This is a genomic window from Nocardia sp. NPDC057440 (assembly GCF_042802915.1).
GTDB lineage: Bacteria > Actinomycetota > Actinomycetes > Mycobacteriales > Mycobacteriaceae > Nocardia.
Genome location: NZ_JBHVDF010000003.1, coordinates 328,686 through 349,410, shown reverse-complemented (window position 1 = coordinate 349,410; position 20,725 = coordinate 328,686). Strand labels below are relative to the sequence as shown.

At 66.3% G+C, this 20,725-nt stretch carries 18 protein-coding genes; 5 read left to right on the top strand and 13 right to left on the bottom strand.

Features of this window, described 5'->3' with window-relative positions:
• Positions 1-9: 9 nt before the first annotated feature.
• A complete protein-coding gene (locus tag ACFU4Z_RS08140; protein WP_379060694.1) occupies positions 10-1,551 on the top strand; it encodes a flavin-containing monooxygenase in 1,542 nt (513 codons plus the stop codon).
• A 16-nt stretch (positions 1,552-1,567) separates the two neighbouring features.
• Here ACFU4Z_RS08140 and ACFU4Z_RS08135 read toward each other — a convergent pair whose 3' ends face one another.
• From ACFU4Z_RS08135 to ACFU4Z_RS08120, 4 genes are all read right to left on the bottom strand, one after another.
• Entirely contained in the window at positions 1,568-2,719 is a 1,152-nt protein-coding gene (locus ACFU4Z_RS08135) for an aminotransferase class I/II-fold pyridoxal phosphate-dependent enzyme (RefSeq protein WP_379060692.1), read from the bottom strand.
• Positions 2,720-2,740: 21 nt separating this feature from the next.
• Entirely contained in the window at positions 2,741-3,961 is a 1,221-nt protein-coding gene (locus ACFU4Z_RS08130; protein ID WP_379060690.1) for a cytochrome P450, read from the bottom strand.
• Positions 3,958-5,652 (bottom strand): non-ribosomal peptide synthetase, encoded by a 1,695-nt coding sequence (locus ACFU4Z_RS08125; protein ID WP_379060688.1) that lies wholly within the window; start codon positions 5,650-5,652, stop codon positions 3,958-3,960. The genes ACFU4Z_RS08130 and ACFU4Z_RS08125 overlap by 4 nt, the downstream gene beginning before the upstream one ends.
• A gap of 158 nt (positions 5,653-5,810) precedes the next feature.
• On the bottom strand, positions 5,811-6,632 hold the full coding sequence (locus ACFU4Z_RS08120; protein WP_379060686.1) for an alpha/beta fold hydrolase: 822 nt from the start codon (positions 6,630-6,632) through the stop codon (positions 5,811-5,813).
• 321 nt (positions 6,633-6,953) lie between these two features.
• Here ACFU4Z_RS08120 and ACFU4Z_RS08115 point away from each other — a divergent pair, with 321 nt between their 5' ends.
• Positions 6,954-7,355: a hypothetical protein gene (locus tag ACFU4Z_RS08115; RefSeq protein ID WP_379060684.1), complete on the top strand. Its 402-nt coding sequence runs from the start codon at positions 6,954-6,956 to the stop codon at positions 7,353-7,355.
• 24 nt (positions 7,356-7,379) lie between these two features.
• On the opposite strand, the gene ACFU4Z_RS08110 is transcribed toward ACFU4Z_RS08115, so the two are convergent.
• Positions 7,380-7,649, bottom strand: coding sequence for a DUF2277 domain-containing protein (locus tag ACFU4Z_RS08110; protein WP_379060683.1), 270 nt, complete (start codon positions 7,647-7,649; stop codon positions 7,380-7,382).
• Between the two features lie 361 nt (positions 7,650-8,010).
• On the opposite strand from ACFU4Z_RS08110, the gene ACFU4Z_RS08105 reads away from it, so the two are divergent.
• The gene (locus tag ACFU4Z_RS08105) at positions 8,011-11,487 is read left to right on the top strand and encodes a protein kinase (RefSeq protein WP_379060682.1); all 3,477 of its coding nucleotides are present in this window, start codon (positions 8,011-8,013) and stop codon (positions 11,485-11,487) included.
• 125 nt (positions 11,488-11,612) lie between these two features.
• Here the strand turns inward: ACFU4Z_RS08105 and ACFU4Z_RS08100 are convergent, their stop codons facing one another.
• Together ACFU4Z_RS08100 and ACFU4Z_RS08095 are read right to left on the bottom strand one after the other, a co-directional pair.
• Positions 11,613-12,908 (bottom strand): hypothetical protein, encoded by a 1,296-nt coding sequence (locus ACFU4Z_RS08100; protein WP_379060681.1) that lies wholly within the window; start codon positions 12,906-12,908, stop codon positions 11,613-11,615.
• Positions 12,908-13,129, bottom strand: a complete 222-nt coding sequence (locus ACFU4Z_RS08095) for a hypothetical protein (protein WP_379060680.1) — start codon at positions 13,127-13,129, stop codon at positions 12,908-12,910. Before ACFU4Z_RS08095 ends, ACFU4Z_RS08100 begins: the two co-directional genes overlap by 1 nt.
• Before the next feature lie 439 nt (positions 13,130-13,568).
• On the opposite strand from ACFU4Z_RS08095, the gene ACFU4Z_RS08090 reads away from it, so the two are divergent.
• Together ACFU4Z_RS08090 and ACFU4Z_RS08085 are read left to right on the top strand one after the other, a co-directional pair.
• Positions 13,569-13,721: a hypothetical protein gene (locus ACFU4Z_RS08090; RefSeq protein ID WP_379060679.1), complete on the top strand. Its 153-nt coding sequence runs from the start codon at positions 13,569-13,571 to the stop codon at positions 13,719-13,721.
• Between the two features lie 281 nt (positions 13,722-14,002).
• A complete protein-coding gene (locus ACFU4Z_RS08085; protein ID WP_379060678.1) occupies positions 14,003-14,809 on the top strand; it encodes an SAM-dependent methyltransferase in 807 nt (268 codons plus the stop codon).
• 197 nt (positions 14,810-15,006) lie between these two features.
• Here ACFU4Z_RS08085 and ACFU4Z_RS08080 read toward each other — a convergent pair whose 3' ends face one another.
• From ACFU4Z_RS08080 to ACFU4Z_RS08055, 6 genes are all read right to left on the bottom strand, one after another.
• A complete protein-coding gene (locus ACFU4Z_RS08080; protein WP_379060677.1) occupies positions 15,007-15,912 on the bottom strand; it encodes a trypsin-like peptidase domain-containing protein in 906 nt (301 codons plus the stop codon).
• Positions 15,913-15,945: 33 nt separating this feature from the next.
• Complete coding sequence (locus tag ACFU4Z_RS08075) at positions 15,946-16,470, bottom strand: hypothetical protein (RefSeq protein WP_379060676.1); 525 nt, start codon at positions 16,468-16,470, stop codon at positions 15,946-15,948.
• A gap of 297 nt (positions 16,471-16,767) precedes the next feature.
• Complete coding sequence (locus tag ACFU4Z_RS08070; RefSeq protein ID WP_379060675.1) at positions 16,768-17,994, bottom strand: cytochrome P450; 1,227 nt, start codon at positions 17,992-17,994, stop codon at positions 16,768-16,770.
• Between the two features lie 225 nt (positions 17,995-18,219).
• Entirely contained in the window at positions 18,220-19,053 is an 834-nt protein-coding gene (locus ACFU4Z_RS08065) for a cytochrome c biogenesis CcdA family protein (RefSeq protein ID WP_379060674.1), read from the bottom strand.
• On the bottom strand, positions 19,050-19,736 hold the full coding sequence (locus tag ACFU4Z_RS08060; protein ID WP_379060673.1) for a DsbA family protein: 687 nt from the start codon (positions 19,734-19,736) through the stop codon (positions 19,050-19,052). The genes ACFU4Z_RS08065 and ACFU4Z_RS08060 overlap by 4 nt, the downstream gene beginning before the upstream one ends.
• Before the next feature lie 227 nt (positions 19,737-19,963).
• Positions 19,964-20,401 (bottom strand): hypothetical protein, encoded by a 438-nt coding sequence (locus tag ACFU4Z_RS08055; RefSeq protein ID WP_379060672.1) that lies wholly within the window; start codon positions 20,399-20,401, stop codon positions 19,964-19,966.
• Positions 20,402-20,725: the final 324 nt, after the last annotated feature.

Here is a 20,725-nt window from a genome sequence, read left to right as displayed (position 1 = left end):
AGGAACGTCATGCATGAGCGTCTGGATCTGAAGGTGGTGATCGTCGGCGGCGGGTTCGGCGGAATCGGGATGGGGGTCGCGCTGAAGAAGGCGGGAATCGACAGCTTCGCGATAGTGGAGAAGGGCGGAGATGTCGGCGGGGTGTGGCGGGAGAACACCTACCCCGGCTGCTCGTGCGACGTTCCGTCGCACCTGTATTCGTTCTCGTTCGCGCCGTATCGCAGCGCAACGACGCGGTACCCGGGCCAGGAACAGATCCTGGCCTATCTGCGCGGGGTAGCCGACGACTACGACCTGCGGCCGCACCTGCGCCTGCACACCAGCGTCACCGAAGCGTCCTATCGCGAGGACATCGCTCGGTGGGAATTGACCACCGGTACCGGCCAGCACATTGTGGCCGACCTCCTCGTCTTCGCCGTAGGCCAGTTGCATCGCCGCTATATCCCCGACATCCCGGGACGCGAGGACTTCACCGGCGCGGCCTTCCACTCGGCGCACTGGGATCATCGGCAGGAGCTGCACGGCCGGGATGTGGCGGTGGTCGGCACCGGATCCAGCGCCGGGCAACTGCTGTCGAAGATCGCCGCAGATGCCCGTACGGTGACCGTGTATCAGCGCACTCCGCACTGGGTGTTGCCGAAACCGTCGGTCGAGTTCGGCGCGATCAGCCGCTGGGTGTTGCGGACGCCGGGCGCTCACCGGCTCTACCGGCAGGCGCTGTACTACGGCGCCGACATCGCGTTGGCCCCGATCATGCACCGCGGCTGGTCCGCTCGGCCCGCCCAATGGGCGGCACGCACCCATCTGCGCCGACGCGTCAGTGATCCGGCGCTACGCGCGGCGCTCACTCCCGACTACCCGATCGGCAGCAAGCGGATCATTTTCGACAGCCGGTTCTACTCCACCCTGGGCAGGGAGAACGTCGAGCTGGTCACCGATCCCATCGCGCGCGTCACCCGGAACGGGATCGAAACCGGCGACGGCACGCATCGTCGCGCGGATGTCATCGTGTGGGCCACCGGGTTTCGGGCGCCGGAGTTCCTGACGCCGATGACGGTCCGTGGACGGGGCGGCCGACTCCTGCATGAGCAATGGTCGGACGGGGCGGAGGCGTTTCTGGGATTGGCCGTGCCCGGATACCCCAGCGCATTCCTCATCGCCGGACCGAACTCGTTCAATCCGGCGGGCAGCAACCCCGGCATGAAGGAACGCCAGATCGCCTACATCATGGCGTGTCTGCGGTGGCGCGACACGATCGGCGCCCCGGCGATCGAGGTGAGCGGCGATGCGATGCGGCAGTACCGGCGATGGCTGGAACAGGCCATCGCCACCACCGTGTGGCCCGGGGCCGGTGCGAGTTGGTACAAGCACGAGAGTGGGCGCGTCACCAACCCGTGGCCCGCCTCGGCGCGAACCTTCGCACGCATGCTGCACCGCCATCCCGCGGAGGCATTCGTCGCTGTCGCAACGGACGCCGCTGCGCCGGTGACGCCGCTACCGATGCGGGACCGCTCTCCGACCCAGGACGAGGCCAGACCGACGGCGTCGTGACCATGCCGGTCGGTGGCTATCGACCATCGGTCGCGACGTCATGGCACAGCTCGTCGATCACCTGCTTGCGCACATGGGACACGGTGACAATGCGAGCCCGGTCTCCGACGGTGGCCAGATGGTATTTCCGGCAGATCCATTCGGCGGGCCGGTCGAAAGTGACCATGATCGACAGGGGATTGCGGGCCGGGCGCAGCCCGGCGTCGGCGAGTTTCTCGACGGCCCGCTCGGCCATCTCGAGGGAGGTCTGCGCCGTCAGCTCCAGCCCCGACATCCCCTGTGCGGCCAATGACTGCCAGATCAGTGCGACGGCCAGCCCGCTGCGACAGCCAGCGAGGGTGGCATCGGTCGCGCCGATGTACTCGCCTGCCACTTCGGAGCTGACCAGTTCGGACCGGCACAGCGCGAGTGCGCTCGGCATCGGCATGCCGAGCGCCTTGTGCATGCACACCGTGACGCTGCCGACTTCCTCGCGCACAAAACCCCACGACGACCGCTGCGGCGTGAACGGCAGGATGAGTCCGCTCAGTGCCGCATCCAGGTGCACATACACCCGGCCCGCCGCCGATGCGGCCGTGATGATCGCGTCCACGTCGTCGATCGCGCCCGTCATGGTGGTGCCGATATTCGCGACGACGACGGTACCGCGGCCTGCGTCGGCGGCGCACGCGCGGGCCAGCGCGTCGATGTCGATCCGGCCCTGCTCGTCACAGTCGACGACGACCAATTCCTTGCGCATCAACGCGGCGCTCTTGCGGACCGAATAGTGGGTTGCTCGACTGCAATAGATTCTGGCTTCCGGTAGCAGATCGCACCCGCGGTCGAGGCCGAATTGATTGGCCTCGGAGCCGCCGCCGGTGACGTATCCGTAAGTCCGGCTCGGATCGCCATTGGCGAGCCGGGCGACGAAGTCGACCACGGCCAGCTCCATGTCCTTGACGCCGACGCGCGCCTTGTCCTCGCTGTCCGGGTCGCCGACATTGGTGGCGAAGATATCGAGCAGTCCGGCGAACCTGCTGAAGCCGAAGTCGAGATTAGCGGGGAACCCCACGATGTAGGGCGCTTCGGCCCGCATGTCGGAGATGAAGGTGTCCAGCGGCGCGCACGATTCCTGCGCCGGGCGAGGGGAGTGGCCGATCCGATACCGGTCGGAGTTCGAGAGATTCATGCGTACCGCCTGGTGGGGGAGTTATGCGAGCTCGATCGGCAAGGTGGCGTACCCGTGCAGAAAGTTCGAATACAGCGGTCGTGGTCTGCCGGTGGGGACGATGGTTCGGGCGGTGCGTCGCATCTCGTCGAGCACGATCGCAATCTCCAAGCGAGCCAGATGCGCGCCGACACAGAAGTGCGGACCGTACCCGAATGCCAGATGGGGATTGGGCTTTCGATCGAACTGCACCGCATCGGGGTCGGAGAATCGGGTCTCGTCCCGGTTCGCCGAGACATTCCACATCGTGACGATTTCTCCCGCCGTGATGTGCGTGCCGTGTATCTCCACGTCGGTGTTCGCGACCCGTCCGAAATGCATTGTGGGAGCGAAGCATCGGATGATCTCCTCGACCGCGGTGCCGAGATCGCCCGATGCCTCGAAGCGGTTCCACAGGCGCGGATCACCAGCGAACGCGTTGACCGCGTTGATCATGGTCAACCGGCTCGTCTCGTCGCCGCCCAGAATGATGCTGTAGCAATTGGTGACGATCTGGTCGTCCGACAGTGGCGTGTCCTCGAATTCCTCGCCGATCAGAGCGGTGATCAGGCCGTCGGCCGGGTGCCGGCGCTGGTCCTCCACATGGTCGAGCAGGCACAGCAGTATCTCCTGGCGCGCGGCCACCGCCGAGACATCCGACTGCGCGGCGTCTTCGGAGCTCAGGGCCTGCTTGGTCAACGACACCAGCAGGTCGTGGTCACTGTCCGGAATGCCGAGTAGATCGCAGATGGTCCAGATCGGGATCCGGGAGGCGATCTCCTCCGCGAAATCGAACGTGCCCGCACCCGACCACTGGGCCACCAATCGCCTGGTGCGTTCCTGAATGCGGGGTGCCAACGCGCGTACCGCATCGCGTGTCAGTGCCGCTGTCATCAGCCGACGCAGGCGGGTGTGCCGGGGTGGGTCGGTCACTGCCAGCATGGCGCCCGCCGCGTTGTCCCGGCCTGCCAGCAGGGTGAGCAGGACGTTGCCTCGTTGCGAGGTGAATCGCTTGCTGTCGCGGTATATGGTCACCGCCGGGTCGTAGCCGCAGACCACCCAGAATCCGGGGTGGTCGGATGCGCCCTCATGCCAGAAGATCGGTTGCCGACGGCGTCGGTCGCGCCAGAATTCCGACATGTCGGCGCGCAAGTGCGTCGTCGGTTCGGTGAGATCCCGGACCTGTGTGTCATCCGGGGTCGTCGACCGGACTGCCCCGGTCATCTCCCGATCACCAACTCGGGTTCCGAAATCGACAGCAGCGGAGCCAGTTGCGCGGGCGACGGGGCATCGAGCAGCATGCGCATCGTCATGTGCACGCCGAGGACCGTCCGGATCCGGCGGGTGAGTTTGGCGGCTTCCATGGATTCGCCGCCGAGATCGAAGAAGCTGTCCGCGGGATGGAACTCGGGCAGGCTCAACGTTTCCGCGAACAGTTCGCACAGCATCCGCTCTGCCGGTGTCATCGTCTCCGGCGCGCTGCGCGCGGAGCCGGTCTGCCGGGCCGATTCCGTCACAGCGGCGTAGTCGGTCTTTCCGTGTGGTGTGCGTGGCATTTCGGTGCGGATCTCGACCCGATCGGGCAGCAGATAGCCGGGGAGGTTTTCGGCGAGGAAACCCTTGACCTCGGTCGCACCGATCGCATCGTCGACCACGACGCAGCAGACCAGCTGAGTGTCGGTCGACACCACGGCCGCCTGGCGAACACCGGGGCACCGCAGTGCGATGGTCTCGATTTCACCTGGCTCGATGCGACGACCGCGCAACTTGATGCGCCGATCCATGCGCCCGAGGAATTCGAGCTGGCCATCGGGGAGCTGCCGGACGAGATCGCCCGATCGATAGAACCTTCGGCCGGTCACCAGGTCGTCGATGAACGCCGCCGCGGTCTCCTGCGGCAATCCCAGATATCCGTGCGCGACTCCGAGTCCGCCGATCCAGAGCTCGCCCGCGGCGCCCGGCTCCGCGTCCGTGCCGTCGTCGCCGACGATCCGCAAGGTGGTGCCCTCGATGGCGCGGCCGATCGGGATGGGTAGTGCCGCACCGACCAGCGGATCGCTGATGGTGGCGCACACGGTGGTTTCGGTGGGGCCGTAGGAATTGATGAGATGGTGTCGGACGGTCCACTCCTCGACCACGGCCGAGTTCGCCGCCTCGCCCGCGATGATGAGTCGCAAGCCGGGCGGCATCTTGTGCTCCGGTATCGCCGCGAGCACGGAAGGCACCATGATCGCGTGGCTGATGCGTTGCGCGACAATGACTTCGGCGATGCCGACACCGTCGGTCAACGCATCATGCGCGGCGAACACCGCCGTCGCTCCCGCGCCGAGCGTCGAGGTGATTTCGGCGATCGAGGCATCGAAAGAAGCCGGGGCGAATTGCAGCATGCGTGCGCCTGGCCGGAGTTCGAGTGCCGCCGCGGTGGCGTCCGCCATGGCCGCGATGCCTCGATGCGGCACTGCTACGCCCTTCGGCGTGCCCGAGGAGCCGGAGGTGAAGATGACGTAGGCGAGGTCGTCCGGGTCGATGGCCGGGTAGGCCGGTGGATCCTGCCCGGCGGCATCCTCGGTGTCGGGCGACGGGATCGTCACTGTGACAATCTCTTCGGGCAGCGTCGGCGGCGGATTTCCCGGTTCGAGTAGGGCGACCCGAATCCCGCACACCGCGAGGATGGATCGCGTTCGTTCCTGGGGGTGATCCGCGGCGAGTGGCACATACACCGCGCCGAGACGCCAGATCGCCAACATCGCCGCGGTCGTGTAGGGATTGCGTCGCTGTGGCACCACCACGGCGACCGAATCCGACTCGGCAACACCGGCTTCGGTCAATTCCCGGCAGATTCGACCGACCCAGTGATCCAGGTCTCGGTATGTCAGCGTTAACTGGCTACCTATCAGCGCAACCTCGTGCGCCACACCGAAAGTTTGTTCGTCTAACCGTTGCAACCAGGACCGATTCGGTGGTTGGAGCGGCACCTCATCAGGTGTTTGCACGATCGTGACTGTAAGCGACCGACCGGTCCGACGCGTTACGGCATCACCAACAATGGGAATAGCCTTGAGTTTACAAACACTCAGTGATCTCGGTTACCCCGGCCGGACAGGAAATCGATCACGACGCGATTGACTTCCTCGGGCCGCTCGAGATATCCGAGATGGCCGCACCGATCGATTTCGACATAGCGTGCGCCGGGTATCGCGGCGGCAACTTCCCGGCAGTACATCGGCGGCGCGAGCTGATCGTCGGTGAAGCCGATGACCAGGCTGGGCGTGGTGATTCGGGTGTAGTCGTGGAGTCGATTGCGCGAGTAGTCGATGTCGAGTTGCGCGCGCACCCCGGGCGCTGCCGTCGCCGAGGCCGAGAATTCGAACATGTCGAGCCAGTGCTCGGCGGCCGCGGGGTCTTCGAGCGTACGAGGGGACAGATTGAGCGTCGCCTTGATCGCCGCAGCGTACTGGGGTGGCAATCGAACGCCCTGATCGTGGAGCGCCGCCTCGCCGGCATTGAGTGCGAGCAGCATCGGATGCGGGCGACCCGCGGTGGCCATCATGACCGCGTGATCTATCAGTTCGGGGTGTTCGAGGGCCAGGTCCTGCGCTACGAGTGCGCCGAGTGAGGTGCCCACGACATGCGCAGGCGCACCCAAGTACTCGATCAACGCGGCCGAATCGGCCACCAGATCGTCGAGGGTGATGCCGTCCGCACCCTCCTCGGAGGGAGCGATCCCTCGATTGTCCACCGTCGCCACCCGGAATCCGGCCTCTACCAGGGCAGGCACCTGGTAGGTCCGCCACACTCGGCCAGGACTGCCGCTTCCCATGATCAGCAGGACCAATGGCCCCTCGCCGACCACGTGGTGGCTCAACCGGATTCCATTGACGATCGCTATCGACATGAGCTTGTGAATACCACCTGGTCTGCGGGCTCGGCGAGCCGCGCCGAGCTCGACTTCCGCGCCGAAACTAGCAAGCGAGGCTGCGCTCCTGCGGCCGCGTCTTCCCAATGATGGGTGGCGGCGAGGTTGGCGTTGGTGACTCGAGGGCTCCGTCTGGCCCCGCACTGGTCGATCACGGACTGGACGGTGCTGTTCGCAGACCCATCCGACATCGCCGACGCGCCGAAGCCCTTATATGCAGGCAGCGACGCAGCATGACGGGTGCCGTATCCGCAATGGACCGAACCGACGCCAGACTTGTCTGAGCGGAAGTGAGCTCCGATGACCGTACCCGGGCAGCCTGTCGAAGACCTGCTCGATCTTGCCTATCCCTATGCGCTGGATGCGGTCGACGAGACCGGGCGACGGCATATCGAAGAACGTGTCGCGAACGCCGACGCGGCGACGGCAGCGGCGTTCGCGACCTCGGTACGCGCTATCCACGAGACGCTCGCCGTCATCACAATTCTGGACGAATCGACACCGCCGCCCGAACTGGCGGTGCGCATACTGCGCGCGGTCGCGAAACAGACCGCGGAGATCGCGAGGCGCCGGGCCGAATTGTTCGGCAGACGGCGGTCGCGGCGACTGCTGCGGTCGGCGGCGGTCGGCGGCTTGATCGTCGGCGTCGGTGTCGCGGTGATCATCGGCCGGAGCGGGCGGTGCTGGTCGCGCACAGCGTAGCGGGAGCCCGTCGCACTGACAGCGTCAGTCGTGTGCGTGTAGCCGGGCCTGTACTTCTGGGCGTCGCAATGGCGGCAGGGTCTTGGGCGGAACCTTGCGGTCCGGTAATTGAGCGAGCAGTCGGGTGGTGGCCGCCGCTATCTCGGCGACGGCGGCATCGACCGCGGGGCGGGTCGATGCGGAGATGCTGGACAAGCCGCCGACCTTGCGGACGTACTGCAGGGCGGCCGCATGTATTTCCTCGGGTGTCGCCGCGGGCTCCAGCCCGCGAAGACCGGTGATGTTTCGGCACATGCTTCGAGGCTAGCCGTCAGTTTCCAAGGTTTCCCGTCGGCGGAAGCGGCAGTGCGCGGGCAAGCGGTCCAATCAGTGGTCGATGTCGCCGCGGACCTGTGGGCGCGCATGCCGGCCCCGCCCGTGCCCGCCTGCCATGATCGGATCGGCGCGACCATCTCGTCGGAACAAGGATGGGACCACTCGAAGGTGCTGATGATCGTTGTGGACCCGCATTCCGGACGGTCGGATCAGCCGATCCTGGTCGGGAAACCGCAGCAAACGTCGAGTTCGCTGCTATCCGACGGCCGGTCGGCTCACGCAATTGCGGTGGCGGGAATATCCTCGGAGTAAGTAACCGACAGTTTGTCTCGAGGTCGTCGTGGCGCATAACGATCCGCTTTCCACGCAACGCGGCCTGAGCTCAGGGTTCGCGGCGGAGCTCGATGCTGCCGGATTCACCGATGCTGTCGAGATCGGTCGCGGCGGGTTCGGCGTGGTGTATCGCTGCTTTCAGGCTGAGCTGGATCGGGAGGTAGCGATCAAGGTGCTCACCGCCGATCTGGAATCAGAGAACCTCGAACGGTTTGTCCGTGAACAGCTGGCCATGGGCAAGCTTTCGGGCCATCCGAACATTGTGAGCGTGTTCGAGGTGGGGTCGACGGCGGCCGGGCGGCCCTACATCGTGATGCCGTATCACTCGCACGGCTCGTTGGATGCCCGAATCCAGGACCATGGGCCGCTCAGCTGGCAGGACGTGCTGCATGTCGGGGTGAAGATCGCGGGTGCGCTGGAGACCGCGCACCGGCGCGGAATGCTGCATCGCGATGTCAAACCCGGGAACATCCTGCTCAATGAGTACGGCGAGCCGCAGCTCGCCGATTTCGGAATCGCGCGGTTGGTCGGCGGTTTCGAGACGACCGCGGGGACGGTCACCGGTTCGCCCGCCTTCACCGCACCGGAGGTGCTGCAGGGTCGCACCCCGGATGTGACGGCCGATATCTACAGCCTCGCCTCGACGCTGTTCTGTGCCGGCACCGGTCACGCCGTGTTCGAGCGGCGCAGCGGCGAACAGCTGGTCGCCCAGTTCCTCCGCATCACCAAGCAGCCGATACCGGACCTGAGCGATGCCGCTCTGCCCGCCGAGGTGACGGGCGCGATCGAACGCGCGATGTCCCGTGACATCGACGAACGGCCTCCCACCGCAGCGGAATTCGGTGAGACGCTACGCGAGATCCAAGCCAGGTACGGGCTTGCGCCGGACGAGATGCCGATTCCATTGGCCGCCGCGGAACCGGTCGGACATCGCCAGACGGCGACGCCGACCGGAACGGGTAGGCGTCGCACTTCGGGGATATCTTCGGCGCGGACGACCCCGCCGGTGGCCGCGACGCGATTGCGGCCGCCGGTGCCGACGCGCCCGCTCGTCGAGCGGGCGCGTCTGATCGGGCTGCTGCGGGCGGGGCGTGGCCGTCGGCTGGCGGTTATCCACGGCCCCACCGGTTTCGGCAAGACCACACTCGCGGCGCAATGGTGCGAGGACCTGACCGCCGACGGGGTCGCGGTGGCGTGGCTGACCGTCGATGACGACGACAACAACGTCGTCTGGTTCCTGTCGCACCTCATCGAGGCCATTCGCGCCGTGCGTCCCGCACTCGCACAGGAGCTCGGCGAACTGCTGGAGGAGCACGGCGATGAGGCCGAGCGTTTCGTGCTGACCTCGCTGATCAACGATATCGACCGGCGCGGTGAGCAGTTGATCGTCGTGATCGACGACTGGCATCGGGTGCACGATCCGGCCACCGCGGGCGCGCTGCGCTTTCTGATCGAAAGCTGCAGTCCGGCCCTGCGTACCGTGGTGACCAGCCGCAATCAGACCCGGCTGCCCATGAGTTCGATGCGAGCGCGTGACGAGGTGGTCGAGATAGGCACCGCGGCACTGCGTTTCGATGTCGAGGAGGCCTATGCCTTCCTGGTCGACCTCGGTGGGCTCGAGCTGGACCGCGGCGATGTCGAGGACCTCACCGAATCGACCGAAGGCTGGGTCGCGGCGCTGCAGCTCGCCGCGCTGTCGTTGCGCGGCAGCGATGATCCCAGCGCACTGATCGGTCACCTGACCGGACGACACCATGCCATCAGCGAATTCCTTGCCGAGAACGTCCTGGACACCCTCGAAGCGGGGACGCTCGATTTCATGGTGGCGACCTCGATCACCGAACGCATCTGTGGCGAGCTGGCCGGCGCGCTCACCGGCGTCGCCGACGGACAGGCGTTGCTGGAGCAGATCGAGCTTCAGGACATGTTCCTGCGCAGACTCGACGACGGGCATTGGTTCCGATACCACCACCTGTTCCAGGAATTTCTGCGGCAGCGGCTGGAACGCGATCTGCCGGAACGGATCACACAGCTGCACCGCGCGGCGTCGCGATGGTTCGCCGAGCACCGGCATGTGAGCGAAGCGGTCGATCACGCGCTGCTGGCCGGTGATGAGCTGCGCGCGGTCGAGATCGTCGAAACGGACGGGATGTCGCTGCTCGAGTACGGGCAGTTCGCCAGCCTCATCGGGTTGGTCGGCAAACTGCCCGCGACGACCATCGAGACTCATCCTCGACTGCAGCTGGATCTGGCGTGGGCGAACATCCTGTTGCACCGCGCCGCACCCGCGGAACGGGCACTGCGGCTTGCGGAGTCGAGGTTGGACAGCGCGGGCCTCGACGAGACCGTGACCGCGAATCTGCGCGCCGAGGCGGGTGTTGTGCGCGCGGTAGTGACGGTGCGCGCGGATGTGCTGGCCGGTGTCGATGACATGCTGCGACCGTGTCTGGACCGTGCGGACGAAATGTCACCGTATGTGGTGGCCATAGGCGCGAATGTCGCGTCCTTCGCGGCAGGCTATCGCTACGACTTCGACGAGGCGGTGCGCATCCAGGAGTGGTCCGCGCCGTACGTGCGGCAGAACAAGGGCTACTACAACACGGTGAACGGGTTGTGTTTTCTCGGACTCGCCGCCAGCCTGCGGCTCGACATCGCCCGTGCGGAACAGTATTTCCGGCGGGCGATGAAGGTGGCCAAACAGTCCGGCGGCAGCCACTCCTACGGCGCGCGACTGGCCGGATCGCTGCTGGGGGAGCTGCTCTACGAGCGCGGCGAGATCGTGGAGGCGGAACGGCTGCTCGACGAAGGCTACAAGTTGGGGCCGGAGGCGGGCGTCGTCGATTTCAAGCTGGCCCGCTACGTGGTCGGCGCCCGCATCAAGGCGCTGCTCGGCGACCGGGCCGCCGCGATCCGCAGGTTGAACGAGGGCGCCCGTGTCGCACGCTCGATGTCGTTGCCGCGGTTGCGCGCCGAGGTCGAGAACGAGCGGTTGCGGCTCGGGTTGCCGCCGAACCCCGAAACCGGTCCGCTGCCGGTGGTCGACTACGCCTACCGCCGTACCCCCGCCGACCCGATCGACGAATTCACCGTGCTCTATGAGGAATTCACCGCGATCCGGTTGCTGCTGGCCGAAGATTCGCCGGAGCGGACCGAGCTCGCCCGCACGTGGGCGCAGGAATGGGTGGACCGGCTCGAAGCGGTCGACCGTCCCCGAGAACTGTTGAAGGCGCGCCGATTACTTGTCGCCTGCCTGGCCGCCGCAGGCCGGACCGATGCGGCCAAGGCGTTGCTGGCGACCGTCACCGCCCAATGCGCCGAACTCGGCTCGGTCCGCTATCTGCTCGACGGCGGACCCTACGTGCTGTCGACGCTCGCGGCGCTGCGCGAGGACCAGGCAACGGGCCGCTGGCAGCCCGGCTGGCCGGACGTGCCCGAGCCGTTCTTGCTCAGATTGGTCAATGCCGATGCGGCACAAACGATCTGATGCCACTGCTCCTGGAACTATTGCGGGCCGGTCGCGCGGTGTGCTGTGCCGTCAGGCCTTTCTCGCGATGCAATAGGGAACGCCTCTGCGCGCGCGGCGAATTCCGGATCCGCATCTGGTGCGGATCAGTGCAGTTCCCAACTGTCGGTAGGACCGCGTCGCCGCCCCATCTGACGCCGTCTGAAGAACACCTCTTCCACCGATACCGAGGGGATCTGGTTCGTCATCGCGGCCAGTCGGGTGTCGAGGTGTAGTTCGTGGATACGCAATTCCAAGCCTGCGCGACGTTCCGGTGGCAGCGTCGCCCAGATCGCGCCGATCTTGGCGTGCACCTCGGCATCGGCGGCCGCGAGTACCGGCAGCAGCAGCGGCCACAGATGGGCTTCGGTGGCGATGGAGGGCAACGCTGCCACAGCCTGGTCGGACATGTCCGCGAGCATTCGGGCGGTCCGGCGCTGGGCGTCGGCGTCGACGCGCGCGGCCAGTTGGAACAGCCCACCCCAGACGGCGGGTTCGCTGCGTCCGTCGAGGACTTTGATAATCGCGGCGAGCGCCGCCTCATTGCCGACGACCGGATTCGCGGCCATCCGGTCCAGCGCTGTCGGGCTCAAGTGACTGGTGAACGTGAGCAGCTCTGGTATCGCACCGACATGAATAGCGGTGACAATGAGGTTGCTGATCGATTCGATGGATCCGATGGTGAACATGATGTCGCCGATCGCGGTGATCACGTCGTCGTCGCAGCGCGCGAATGCCGAAAGCGCCGCCAGTTGGAGATTCGACGACCCGACCAGCACGGTATGGACGATCCGTGGAATCCGTTGCCACTGCCCGGACAGCAGCTGTCGCAGGATGGCGCTGATGCTCGTCGCCGAGAACGCGTACGCGGCGGCGAAGATCAGGCCCTCGTCGTCGTGTACGCCCTGCTCGACGGCATCGATCAAGGCTAGTGTGGCGTACCCGAGAAACGGTCCGGCCGTGACGTAGTCTTGGCGCCGCAGTACCTCGTTGAGGACGTTCACGATCGGTTCGGGCGGCGCCACATCCGCGATCTGGCCGACAGTGCGCGGATCCATATATGGTGCGCAGTCCGCTGCGTACGAGGTGCCGAGCAGGGAGACCGTCTCGGCGGCTTTCTTCGGATACACGACGCCGATGGCGCCTGCGGCCCGGCCCGTCATCATCGGCGGCACTATCCGCTGGACCAGCGGCATCGAGATGCCGAGCGGAATGATCGGTACCAGCTTGCTGATTCGGTGGAACGTTTCGGCGTGCTGGTCGAAGATGATGCCCGCCATGCGTTCCTGCAATTCGTGCAGGTGCGCCGCGCCGAGTCGTTCCAAGTGCGCCAGGCGCTCCGCTGGGACGTGCAGCGTGCGCGCCAGCAGCATGATCTGGGCGCGAATTACCAGGTCGCTCATCAGTGGCGGCGGTCCCCGAACATGATCCGGCGCGCCGGTCCGCGCAGTGGCCGGGGCAGCGAGCCCACCACCTTGTCGATGGACTCCGACAGTGCGTCTGCCTCGTGTTGCCTGGCCGCGCGGAACAACATGAGCAGGTCGGCGGCCTCCTGATCGGAGAGTAGGTCGAGCGTCGCCAACGGCCCGCGTAGTTCGTGTTCGAGGTCGGTTCTGACGTTCATGCTGCTCCTCGTTGTGCATAGCCTCCGGCAGCCCGGATTACCCGCGGAGACCGTCGTTGAATCATAGGCGTCGCCGTGGAGTCCATCGCGAGGTTTTCACATCGAGGCACCGGAATGGTGTCCGCGGGAAGGGCTCTCGATCGTTGCCTGTCCTTCAGGGTAGCGAACCGACCGATCTCCTTGGCGCTTGCGCATACGAAAGTAAGTGTGGCGGAACATCATTGGGCGAACGATTTGTGTGCGCGACCAAGCCGCTGTCAAACAGCGACGATGAAATCATCACCACCCCAATTGGTTTGGCGAATGCTCTCTATTTCCCAGTTGATATCTTGGAGTCCGGTAATGCCCAGAACAGTTCTTGTACCAGGTCAGAACGCTAATTTCGGAGCGGGCGTGCTCGCAGGGAGCTTAGTGGTCACCACACCGACAGCGGGAACCTTTGCCGTCACGCTGGGGGGGCGGAGCTCCGGTCGCGCACGCGCTCGGCGTCGCAGGCGGCCTGACGATCGCCGTCAACGGCGCGGCTGTCACCGTGGCCAACACCACGCCTGGTGTGGGCTCGCCTGCCGGGGACATCGTCCTGAACTACTGATCGGCCTGCTCGCTACCGACCAGGTGGTGCGACTCCGGCGCGAGCCGCACGGTGGGGCGCGGGTGACCGGTCTGCGAGCAGATCGGTCACCTCGTCGACAGGCATGGGCCGATGGAACAGCCAGCCCTGGGCGGTGTCGCACCCCAGGTCGTGCAATCGGCTGGCACGCCGCACATGAACTACAGCAGGCTGAGCACTACTGGGATACTATGGCGGCGCCTCCGCGGTTCTGGGTGCGGGAGCGGCCGAAATATGCGCGGCACGAAAGGATTTCATAATCCATGACCAGACCGAGTTGGGCTCCCGATGGCATTGATCTGGACCGCCCCAGCGCGTCGCGGGTGTACGACTATTTCGTCGGCGGCATGCACAACTTCGAGATCGACCGGCAGCTCGCTCAGCAGATCGAGGCGTTCACACCCAACGTGGCCGAGACCATGCGCGCGAACCGAGACCTGTTGCGCCGCTGCGTGCGCTTCCTCGTCGATGCCGGGATCAGCCAGTTCCTCGACATCGGATCCGGAATTCCCACAGTCGGCAACGTGCACGAAGTCGCCCAGGGGCGCGACCCGTCGGCCCGCGTGGTCTACGTCGACATCGATCCGGTCGCGGTCGCGCACAGCAGGGCGATCCTCGGCGCCGACCCGGACACCGCGGTCATCCAGGCCGACATCAGCGACCCCAAAGCCATCCTCGCCGACCCCGAGGTAGCAAAGCTGATCGACTTCGACCAGCCGGTGGCGGTACTACTGCTCGGTGTACTGCATTTCGTCTCCGCCGAGGCCGACCCGCTCGGCTGCGTGGCGGGCCTGCGCGACGCGGTCGCCCCCGGCAGCTTCCTCGCCATCACCCACGCCACCTCCGACGGCCAACCCGCCGAGGTCCTCGAGGCGCAGAAACTCTCCGGCCGCACCTCGACCGAAATCGTGTTGCGCTCCAAGGCCGAGATCACCGAATACTTCGACGGTTGGTCGCTGGTCGAACCCGGACTCGTCCACCTGCCGCTGTGGCGGCCCGACAACCCCGACGACATCGGCGCGCATCCCGAACAGTCCGGTGCCTATGGGGGCGTGGCGCGTAAGCACTGAACTCCAGCCTTGGCTTCGGCACCTGTTTCGAATGCGATGATCCGTTCGGGCAAGGCGCTACCCGTCGGCATTCGTGCTGGAACCGCCGCACAAGGCCAGCGCCGAATCCGAGCTGCACATCTGGACCGACCTCGTCATCAGCGTCGGCAACACCAGCGGCGCAATGGTTCCCAGGCGATCGTTCGGCTGGTGCGCCGTCAGAACGTGATGCCTACCGCCGCCGCTGCGTCGACGATCTGCACCGCGAATCCGGACAAGAATCCCGGGGCCCCGGGGTTGGGCAGGCCGCGTTGGGTGAGCAGTCCGACCACCTGGTTCTGCTCGTTGATGACGAGAGAACCCGAATCGCCGCGATCGCAGAACGAGGGCGGATCGGTCGGGCGTCGCCGAATCTCGTATCCGATAGCACGCGTGCCCCTTCCGAGAATTTGCAGGCCCGTGCTCGTCACTCGTCCGACGGTGAGTTCGGTCGTTCTGCCGCGTTTGCGGACGATATCGTCGCCGTTGGCCCTCGCCATACCGGAATAGGTGCCAATGTCGACGATGTTCGCCAGTGCGGGTTGGTCGACGGTGAATACGGCGATGTCTTCGGGTTCGGAGAACCGGAACAGCTGGCCGATCCGGCGAGAGCCGGGCAGTGGCGCTTCCGGCTGACGGATGGGGTCACCCTGGTGGACCTCCACGTCGCTGCTGGCGATGACGTGTGCGCACGTCACCCCTACCCGGGGGCCCGGGAACAGTGTGTCCGTGGCCAGGCCGCCGAAGGTACCGGCCCCGGCCTGGATCTCGGCCGCTCCGTGGGCCGCCGCGATCGAGATGCCGCCGATGAGCGGATTCCGCGCGGCGGTATCGATGAGAGGGTCGAGGTCACGCTCGACGAGTGTCACTGCAGCCTCCACCGGCGATAACAGCCCGGGTAACGCGGCAGGCACATCGTTCAGGTCGCGCACGAGCACCCGGATGACGACGTCGTCGGTCAGCTCGAGGCCCTCCTCTCGGTAACCGATGTCGACCCCGACGACGCCTGGAAGGAAGGGCAGCGCACCCTCGAGCACCGCCGCCAGGGCTTCCTTTGCGGCCAGCATTTCGGGGGAGATATCCATGGCGGCCTCCGTTCTGGTTGGTTCGGCCTGTGCTCAGGCATCGAGGAAGTGCCGCACGGTGCGCTCGACGAGGAACGACATCGCGGGCACGTCGGCTTCGAATGCGTTCTGCCAGACCACGATGAACTGCTTCGCCGAGTCGTTCGACTCGATCACGCTGCCTTCGGAGAAGACGTCCTTCCCGGTCTTCAAGGGGCCGATCGCCGGGACAGCGTCGGCAGCCTCAGGATCGATCGTGGCGCGAGCCGCCGCGTAGGTTGACGCGGCGTTGGTCGCTCCCGTGGCGTTGCCGGCGTCCTCGACCGCAGTGCGAAGCTGATAGGCGCAGTACGGAATCGCCACCTTGAGCAGGCTCGCCGAGTAGAACATCCGGCCGAAATCAACCCCGGCGTGGCGGAAATCGTCCGGCCCCTCGACGGAGGCAATCGACAATGCAACGTGCGGAATGTCGCCGAACAGCGGGAACGAGGCTCTGGTGTCCAGCAGCGCTTGTTCGAGAGCCTGTTCCATCGTGAAATCGGCGGCGAGCAGGGTGGAATACGGAGTCGGAAAAGACATCGCCTGCTCCTTCGGTGAAAGGTCGCACTCAATATTGGTCACCGGCCGGGCGCTGTCGCGAGTAACACCTACCTGTATTGGCTGCCCCGGCTACTCGGATGTGGCGATGCTGCCGCGCTCACCGTCGACAGTGACGCCGACGGGTCAACGGAACGGACTGCTGTCGTCAGCGGCCGGAAGATCCCGCTCAACTACGTGCACCCATTCCGCACGGCCAGCGGTATCTCACTACCTAACGAGATGCGGGGCTTTCCGCTGCTCGGGGTCGCGGCTGGGACGCCAAGGGCCGAGGTCAGGCTACTCGAACCTGACTTCCCAGCGTTTGATCCCATTGAGCCAGCCCGAGCGCAGGAGCTCGGGTTCGGAGACCTGGGTGATGTCGGGCATGGTGTCGGCGATGGCGTTGAACATCAGGTCGATCTCGAGGCGGGCCAGGTTCGCGCCGAGGCAGTAGTGCGTTCCCGCGCCGCCGAAACCGACGTGTGGGTTGGGGTCGCGCAGGATGTCGAAGGTGAAGGGGTCGTCGAAGACTGTTTCGTCGAAATTGGCTGAGCTGTAGAACATTCCGACTCGCTGGCCCCTTTTGATCGCCTGGCCGCCGAGCTCGACGTCGCGGGTCGCGGTGCGCTGGAAGGCGGCGACGGGGGTCGCCCAGCGCACGATCTCGTCGGGTGCGGTGCGCGGGCGGCGTTCGCGGTAGAGCTGCCATTGGTCGGGGTGGTCGACGAATGCTTTCATGCCGTGGGTGATGGAATTGCGGGTGGTTTCGTTGCCTGCCACCGAGAGCAGGATGACGAAGAAGGCGAATTCTGCCGAGTTGAGATGCTCGCCCTCGATGTCGGCGTTGACCAGTGTGGTGACGATGTCGTCGGCCGGGCATTTGCGCCGCTCCTCGGCCAGATTCCAGGCGTAGCCGGTCAGTTCGAGCTGCGCGGTGGCCGCGTCGCCCGCGAATTCCGGATCATCGGCTCCGATCATCTGATTCGACCAGTGGAACAATTTCTTGCGGTCCTGCTGGGGGACTCCGAGTAGTTCGGCGATGGCCTGTAGTGGCAGCTCGGAGGCGACCAGTTCGACGAAATCTCCGCTGCCGATGCGTTTGGCGTCGGTGACGATGGCGGCCGCCCGCTCGGTGAGTGCGCGCCGCAGGCTCTCCACCGCACGCGGCGTGAATCCTTTCGAGACGATGCGGCGGCTCTTGGTGTGCGCGGGCGGGTCCATATTGAGCAGGATCACCCGCTGCATGTCGATCTGTTCGCGGGTGATCCGCGGCTGATATCGGATGATCGCGGTGTTCTCGGTGGAGGAGAAGATTTCCGGGTGCCGTGAAATCTCTTTGATGTCTTCGAGCTTGGTGACCACCCAATAGCCGCCGTCATCGAACCCGCTCACGCCTTTGGGCTGCGCGTTCCACCAGACGGGCGCGGTGCGCCGCAGTTCCGCGAACTCCGCGACCGGTCGGCCCCTTGCCCACAGATCGGGGTCGGTGAAGTCGAACCCGGCGGGTATCGACGGTGTGGCCATGGCCACCTCCCACACTGGAACACGTTCTAGACGTCAATTCAAGCACGGGAGGGTGGCTCGGCGGGGCCGTTCGGGATGGCTCGATGGCGACTGCTCGACGCGGCATCCGAACTGGACTTCGGTTGCCACCCGCCCTACCGCCCGATCACCACCCCACTGGCCACCACCCCGGGCTGGGACCGGACACCGCAGGAATGCCACGGGGTGTTGGGACGACCCAGTCGGTCAGCGCACCACTTTGCTGGTGCGCAGCAACCACCAGGCCAGGCCGACCAGCAGCGCGGCGGCGAGCATGAGCAGCACCGTGGCGTCGGAGACGGCCTCGCCGAACTGCTGCACCTTCTGCTCGAGGGCGAATTCGGTGTCGGCGCTCAGTACTCCGGGCAGCGCCGAGGCTCCGTCGAACAGCAGGAAGAGTGCGCCCAGCAGGATGAACAACAGCCCGGAGACGGTGGAGGTGGTGTGCAGGTGCAGCGGCCCGACGGTAAATGCGCGACCACGCAGCCAGCGTCTGCCGCCGAGGCGGAACCGGTCCCACAGCAGGGCAAGCACGAACAGCGGGACCGACATCCCCAGCGCGTACACGGCGAGCAACAGCCCACCGTTGATCGGCGAACCGCCGACCGCCGCCACCGTGAGAATCGACCCGAGGATGGGTCCCGCGCAGAATCCGGCCAGGCCATAGACCATGCCGAGCAGGTAGACCGCCCCCGCCTGCTCCGGGTGTCCGTGGCGGGCGGCGGCGCGCTGTGCGAAACCCATCGCGAACCCGCGGCCGACGATTTGCAGCACGCCCATCGCGATGATCGTCCAACCCCCGATGGCGATCAGCAGGTCACGGTGGCCGATGAACAGCCGACCTGCGAACGACCCCGCAGCGCCCAGCGGAACGAGGGTGGTCGCGAGGCCGAGGTAGAACAACCCGGTGCGGGCGAACAGCTTTCCCGGCGTGCCGAAGGAGTAGGCGAAGAAGCTCGGCAGCAGCAGTGCGCTGCACGGGCTGAGCAGGGCGAGCAGGCCGCCGAGGAACGCCGCGAAATAGCCGATGCCGCCGGTCATTTCCCGAGGCCCTCGCCGCCGCTGTGCCGGGCGGCCTCGATGATGGCGATGAACTGTTCGACCTGCTGAGCGCCGAGAACCGGCCTGCCGTTGATCAGGAACGCGGGCGTGGAGGTGATGCCGAGGTCGAAACCTTCGGTGGCGTCGATGCGCAGCGCCGCTCGCGCGGACTCCGAGACCTGGTCGGCGCGGAACCTTGCGAGGTCGGGCACACCGGCCAGCTCGGCGAATTCGGCCAGCCTTTCGGGGGTCAGCGCCCCGCTGTTCTTCTTCGGCGCGCTGTCGTAGACGGCCTTGCGGAACTCCCAGAACTTGCCCTGCTGTCCGGCCGCCCATGCCGCACGCGCGGCATCGTCGGACTCGGTGCCGAAGATCGGGAAATTGCGCCATTCGATGCGCAGTGTGCCGGTGCCGACATACTTCTCGATCAGCGCCGGTTCGGTGTTCTGGGTGAACAGGCGGCAGAACGAGCACTGGAAGTCGGAGTATTCGATCATCACCACGGGCGCGTTCGCCGATCCCAGCGCCATCGGGTCCTGCTGATCGCGGCGGGCCAGTTTCGCCAATGCACGCTGCGCGTTGCCCTCGGCGGCCACCGGCGTGGTGTCGCCGCCGCGACCGGCATCGGAGTTCTTGCCGCCGGTCAGCACAACGGCGGCGATCACCAGCCCGCCCGCCGCCACGAGTGCGAGTGCGGCGCCGATTGTGCGAGTGCGTGACCGGGTTTCCCGGACAGGCGGCTCGGCTGGAGATCTACGCGGACGTGCGGAATTGTTTCGACGCGACATTTTTCGGGTGCTCCTGACGACCCACTCCGAGTGCGGAGCAGGCATGGACTGCGGATGAAGGCATGAGGGGGGCAGGCCGAGGGGGTCCGGAGCGAGTCCGGGAAGGGCCGGCGCGTTGCCGTCTAAATCCGCAGCACCGTCGTCAGGTGTGGCGCAGGAAGCGGCCGGTCGGCAGCCCCTTGCCGCTCCTCGGCCGAGGGATACCAGCACACGGGGCCCACGGTGAGGCGCGCGGTGCGCAGCGCGAGGGGCAGCTGACCGCCATCGCGGTGCGGCACGATGACCGGCACTGCCGCGGCGGCCCCGATGTGTCCGTTTCCGCCGCAGCTCGGCGGCCCGTGGATCGAATCGAACCGCACGGACTCGGTGGGGCCCGGCGACGGGGAAGCCTCGGACGCGTTCGAAAGCTGCGTCGCCTCCGCCGTCGACACGCCTTGCGTCAGCGTGCTTCCGGTGATGAGATCGACGACGAGACCGAGCGCCACGAGCACACCGACGAGCAGCGCACCGCAGCGCTGCTGGCGGTGCCGCCGGTGCGGCGCGTCGGGGAGGGCGGTCACGGGCCGCACCATACCGGATCGGGGTCTATCACGGTAACGACCGCGTTGCCCAGCGGGCGTCCCGCGATTCGTGTCCACCAGGCGGACCAACCCGTCGTTCAGCGTCGGATTGTCGACGATCCCGACGACAGGGGAGTCGAACGCGACTCCCGTCCCGGAGTCGCCGGGGTGCTCCGGTCACTGAATCCCCGCGGTGTCAAGGGTGCTGTCCGGTACTCCAATGAAGTCGTGTCTGCGCAGGTGAGGACGAGTAGGGCACTACCCGTGTTATTGCGGGTGCGCGGTCCTACCGTCGGTGGGGTAGCGGGTGACATCCCGGCGGCG

Coding starts and splice junctions, on each gene's coding strand:
- ACFU4Z_RS08140 (WP_379060694.1), top strand. CDS start 10: ATGCATGAGCGTCTGGATCTGAAGGTGGTGATCGTCGGCGGCGGGTTC.
- ACFU4Z_RS08135 (WP_379060692.1), bottom strand. CDS start 2,719: ATGAATCTCTCGAACTCCGACCGGTATCGGATCGGCCACTCCCCTCGC.
- ACFU4Z_RS08130 (WP_379060690.1), bottom strand. CDS start 3,961: ATGACCGGGGCAGTCCGGTCGACGACCCCGGATGACACACAGGTCCGG.
- ACFU4Z_RS08120 (WP_379060686.1), bottom strand. CDS start 6,632: ATGTCGATAGCGATCGTCAATGGAATCCGGTTGAGCCACCACGTGGTC.
- ACFU4Z_RS08115 (WP_379060684.1), top strand. CDS start 6,954: ATGACCGTACCCGGGCAGCCTGTCGAAGACCTGCTCGATCTTGCCTAT.
- ACFU4Z_RS08110 (WP_379060683.1), bottom strand. CDS start 7,649: ATGTGCCGAAACATCACCGGTCTTCGCGGGCTGGAGCCCGCGGCGACA.
- ACFU4Z_RS08100 (WP_379060681.1), bottom strand. CDS start 12,908: ATGAGCGACCTGGTAATTCGCGCCCAGATCATGCTGCTGGCGCGCACG.
- ACFU4Z_RS08095 (WP_379060680.1), bottom strand. CDS start 13,129: ATGAACGTCAGAACCGACCTCGAACACGAACTACGCGGGCCGTTGGCG.
- ACFU4Z_RS08085 (WP_379060678.1), top strand. CDS start 14,003: ATGACCAGACCGAGTTGGGCTCCCGATGGCATTGATCTGGACCGCCCC.
- ACFU4Z_RS08080 (WP_379060677.1), bottom strand. CDS start 15,912: ATGGATATCTCCCCCGAAATGCTGGCCGCAAAGGAAGCCCTGGCGGCG.
- ACFU4Z_RS08075 (WP_379060676.1), bottom strand. CDS start 16,470: ATGTCTTTTCCGACTCCGTATTCCACCCTGCTCGCCGCCGATTTCACG.
- ACFU4Z_RS08070 (WP_379060675.1), bottom strand. CDS start 17,994: ATGGCCACACCGTCGATACCCGCCGGGTTCGACTTCACCGACCCCGAT.
- ACFU4Z_RS08065 (WP_379060674.1), bottom strand. CDS start 19,053: ATGACCGGCGGCATCGGCTATTTCGCGGCGTTCCTCGGCGGCCTGCTC.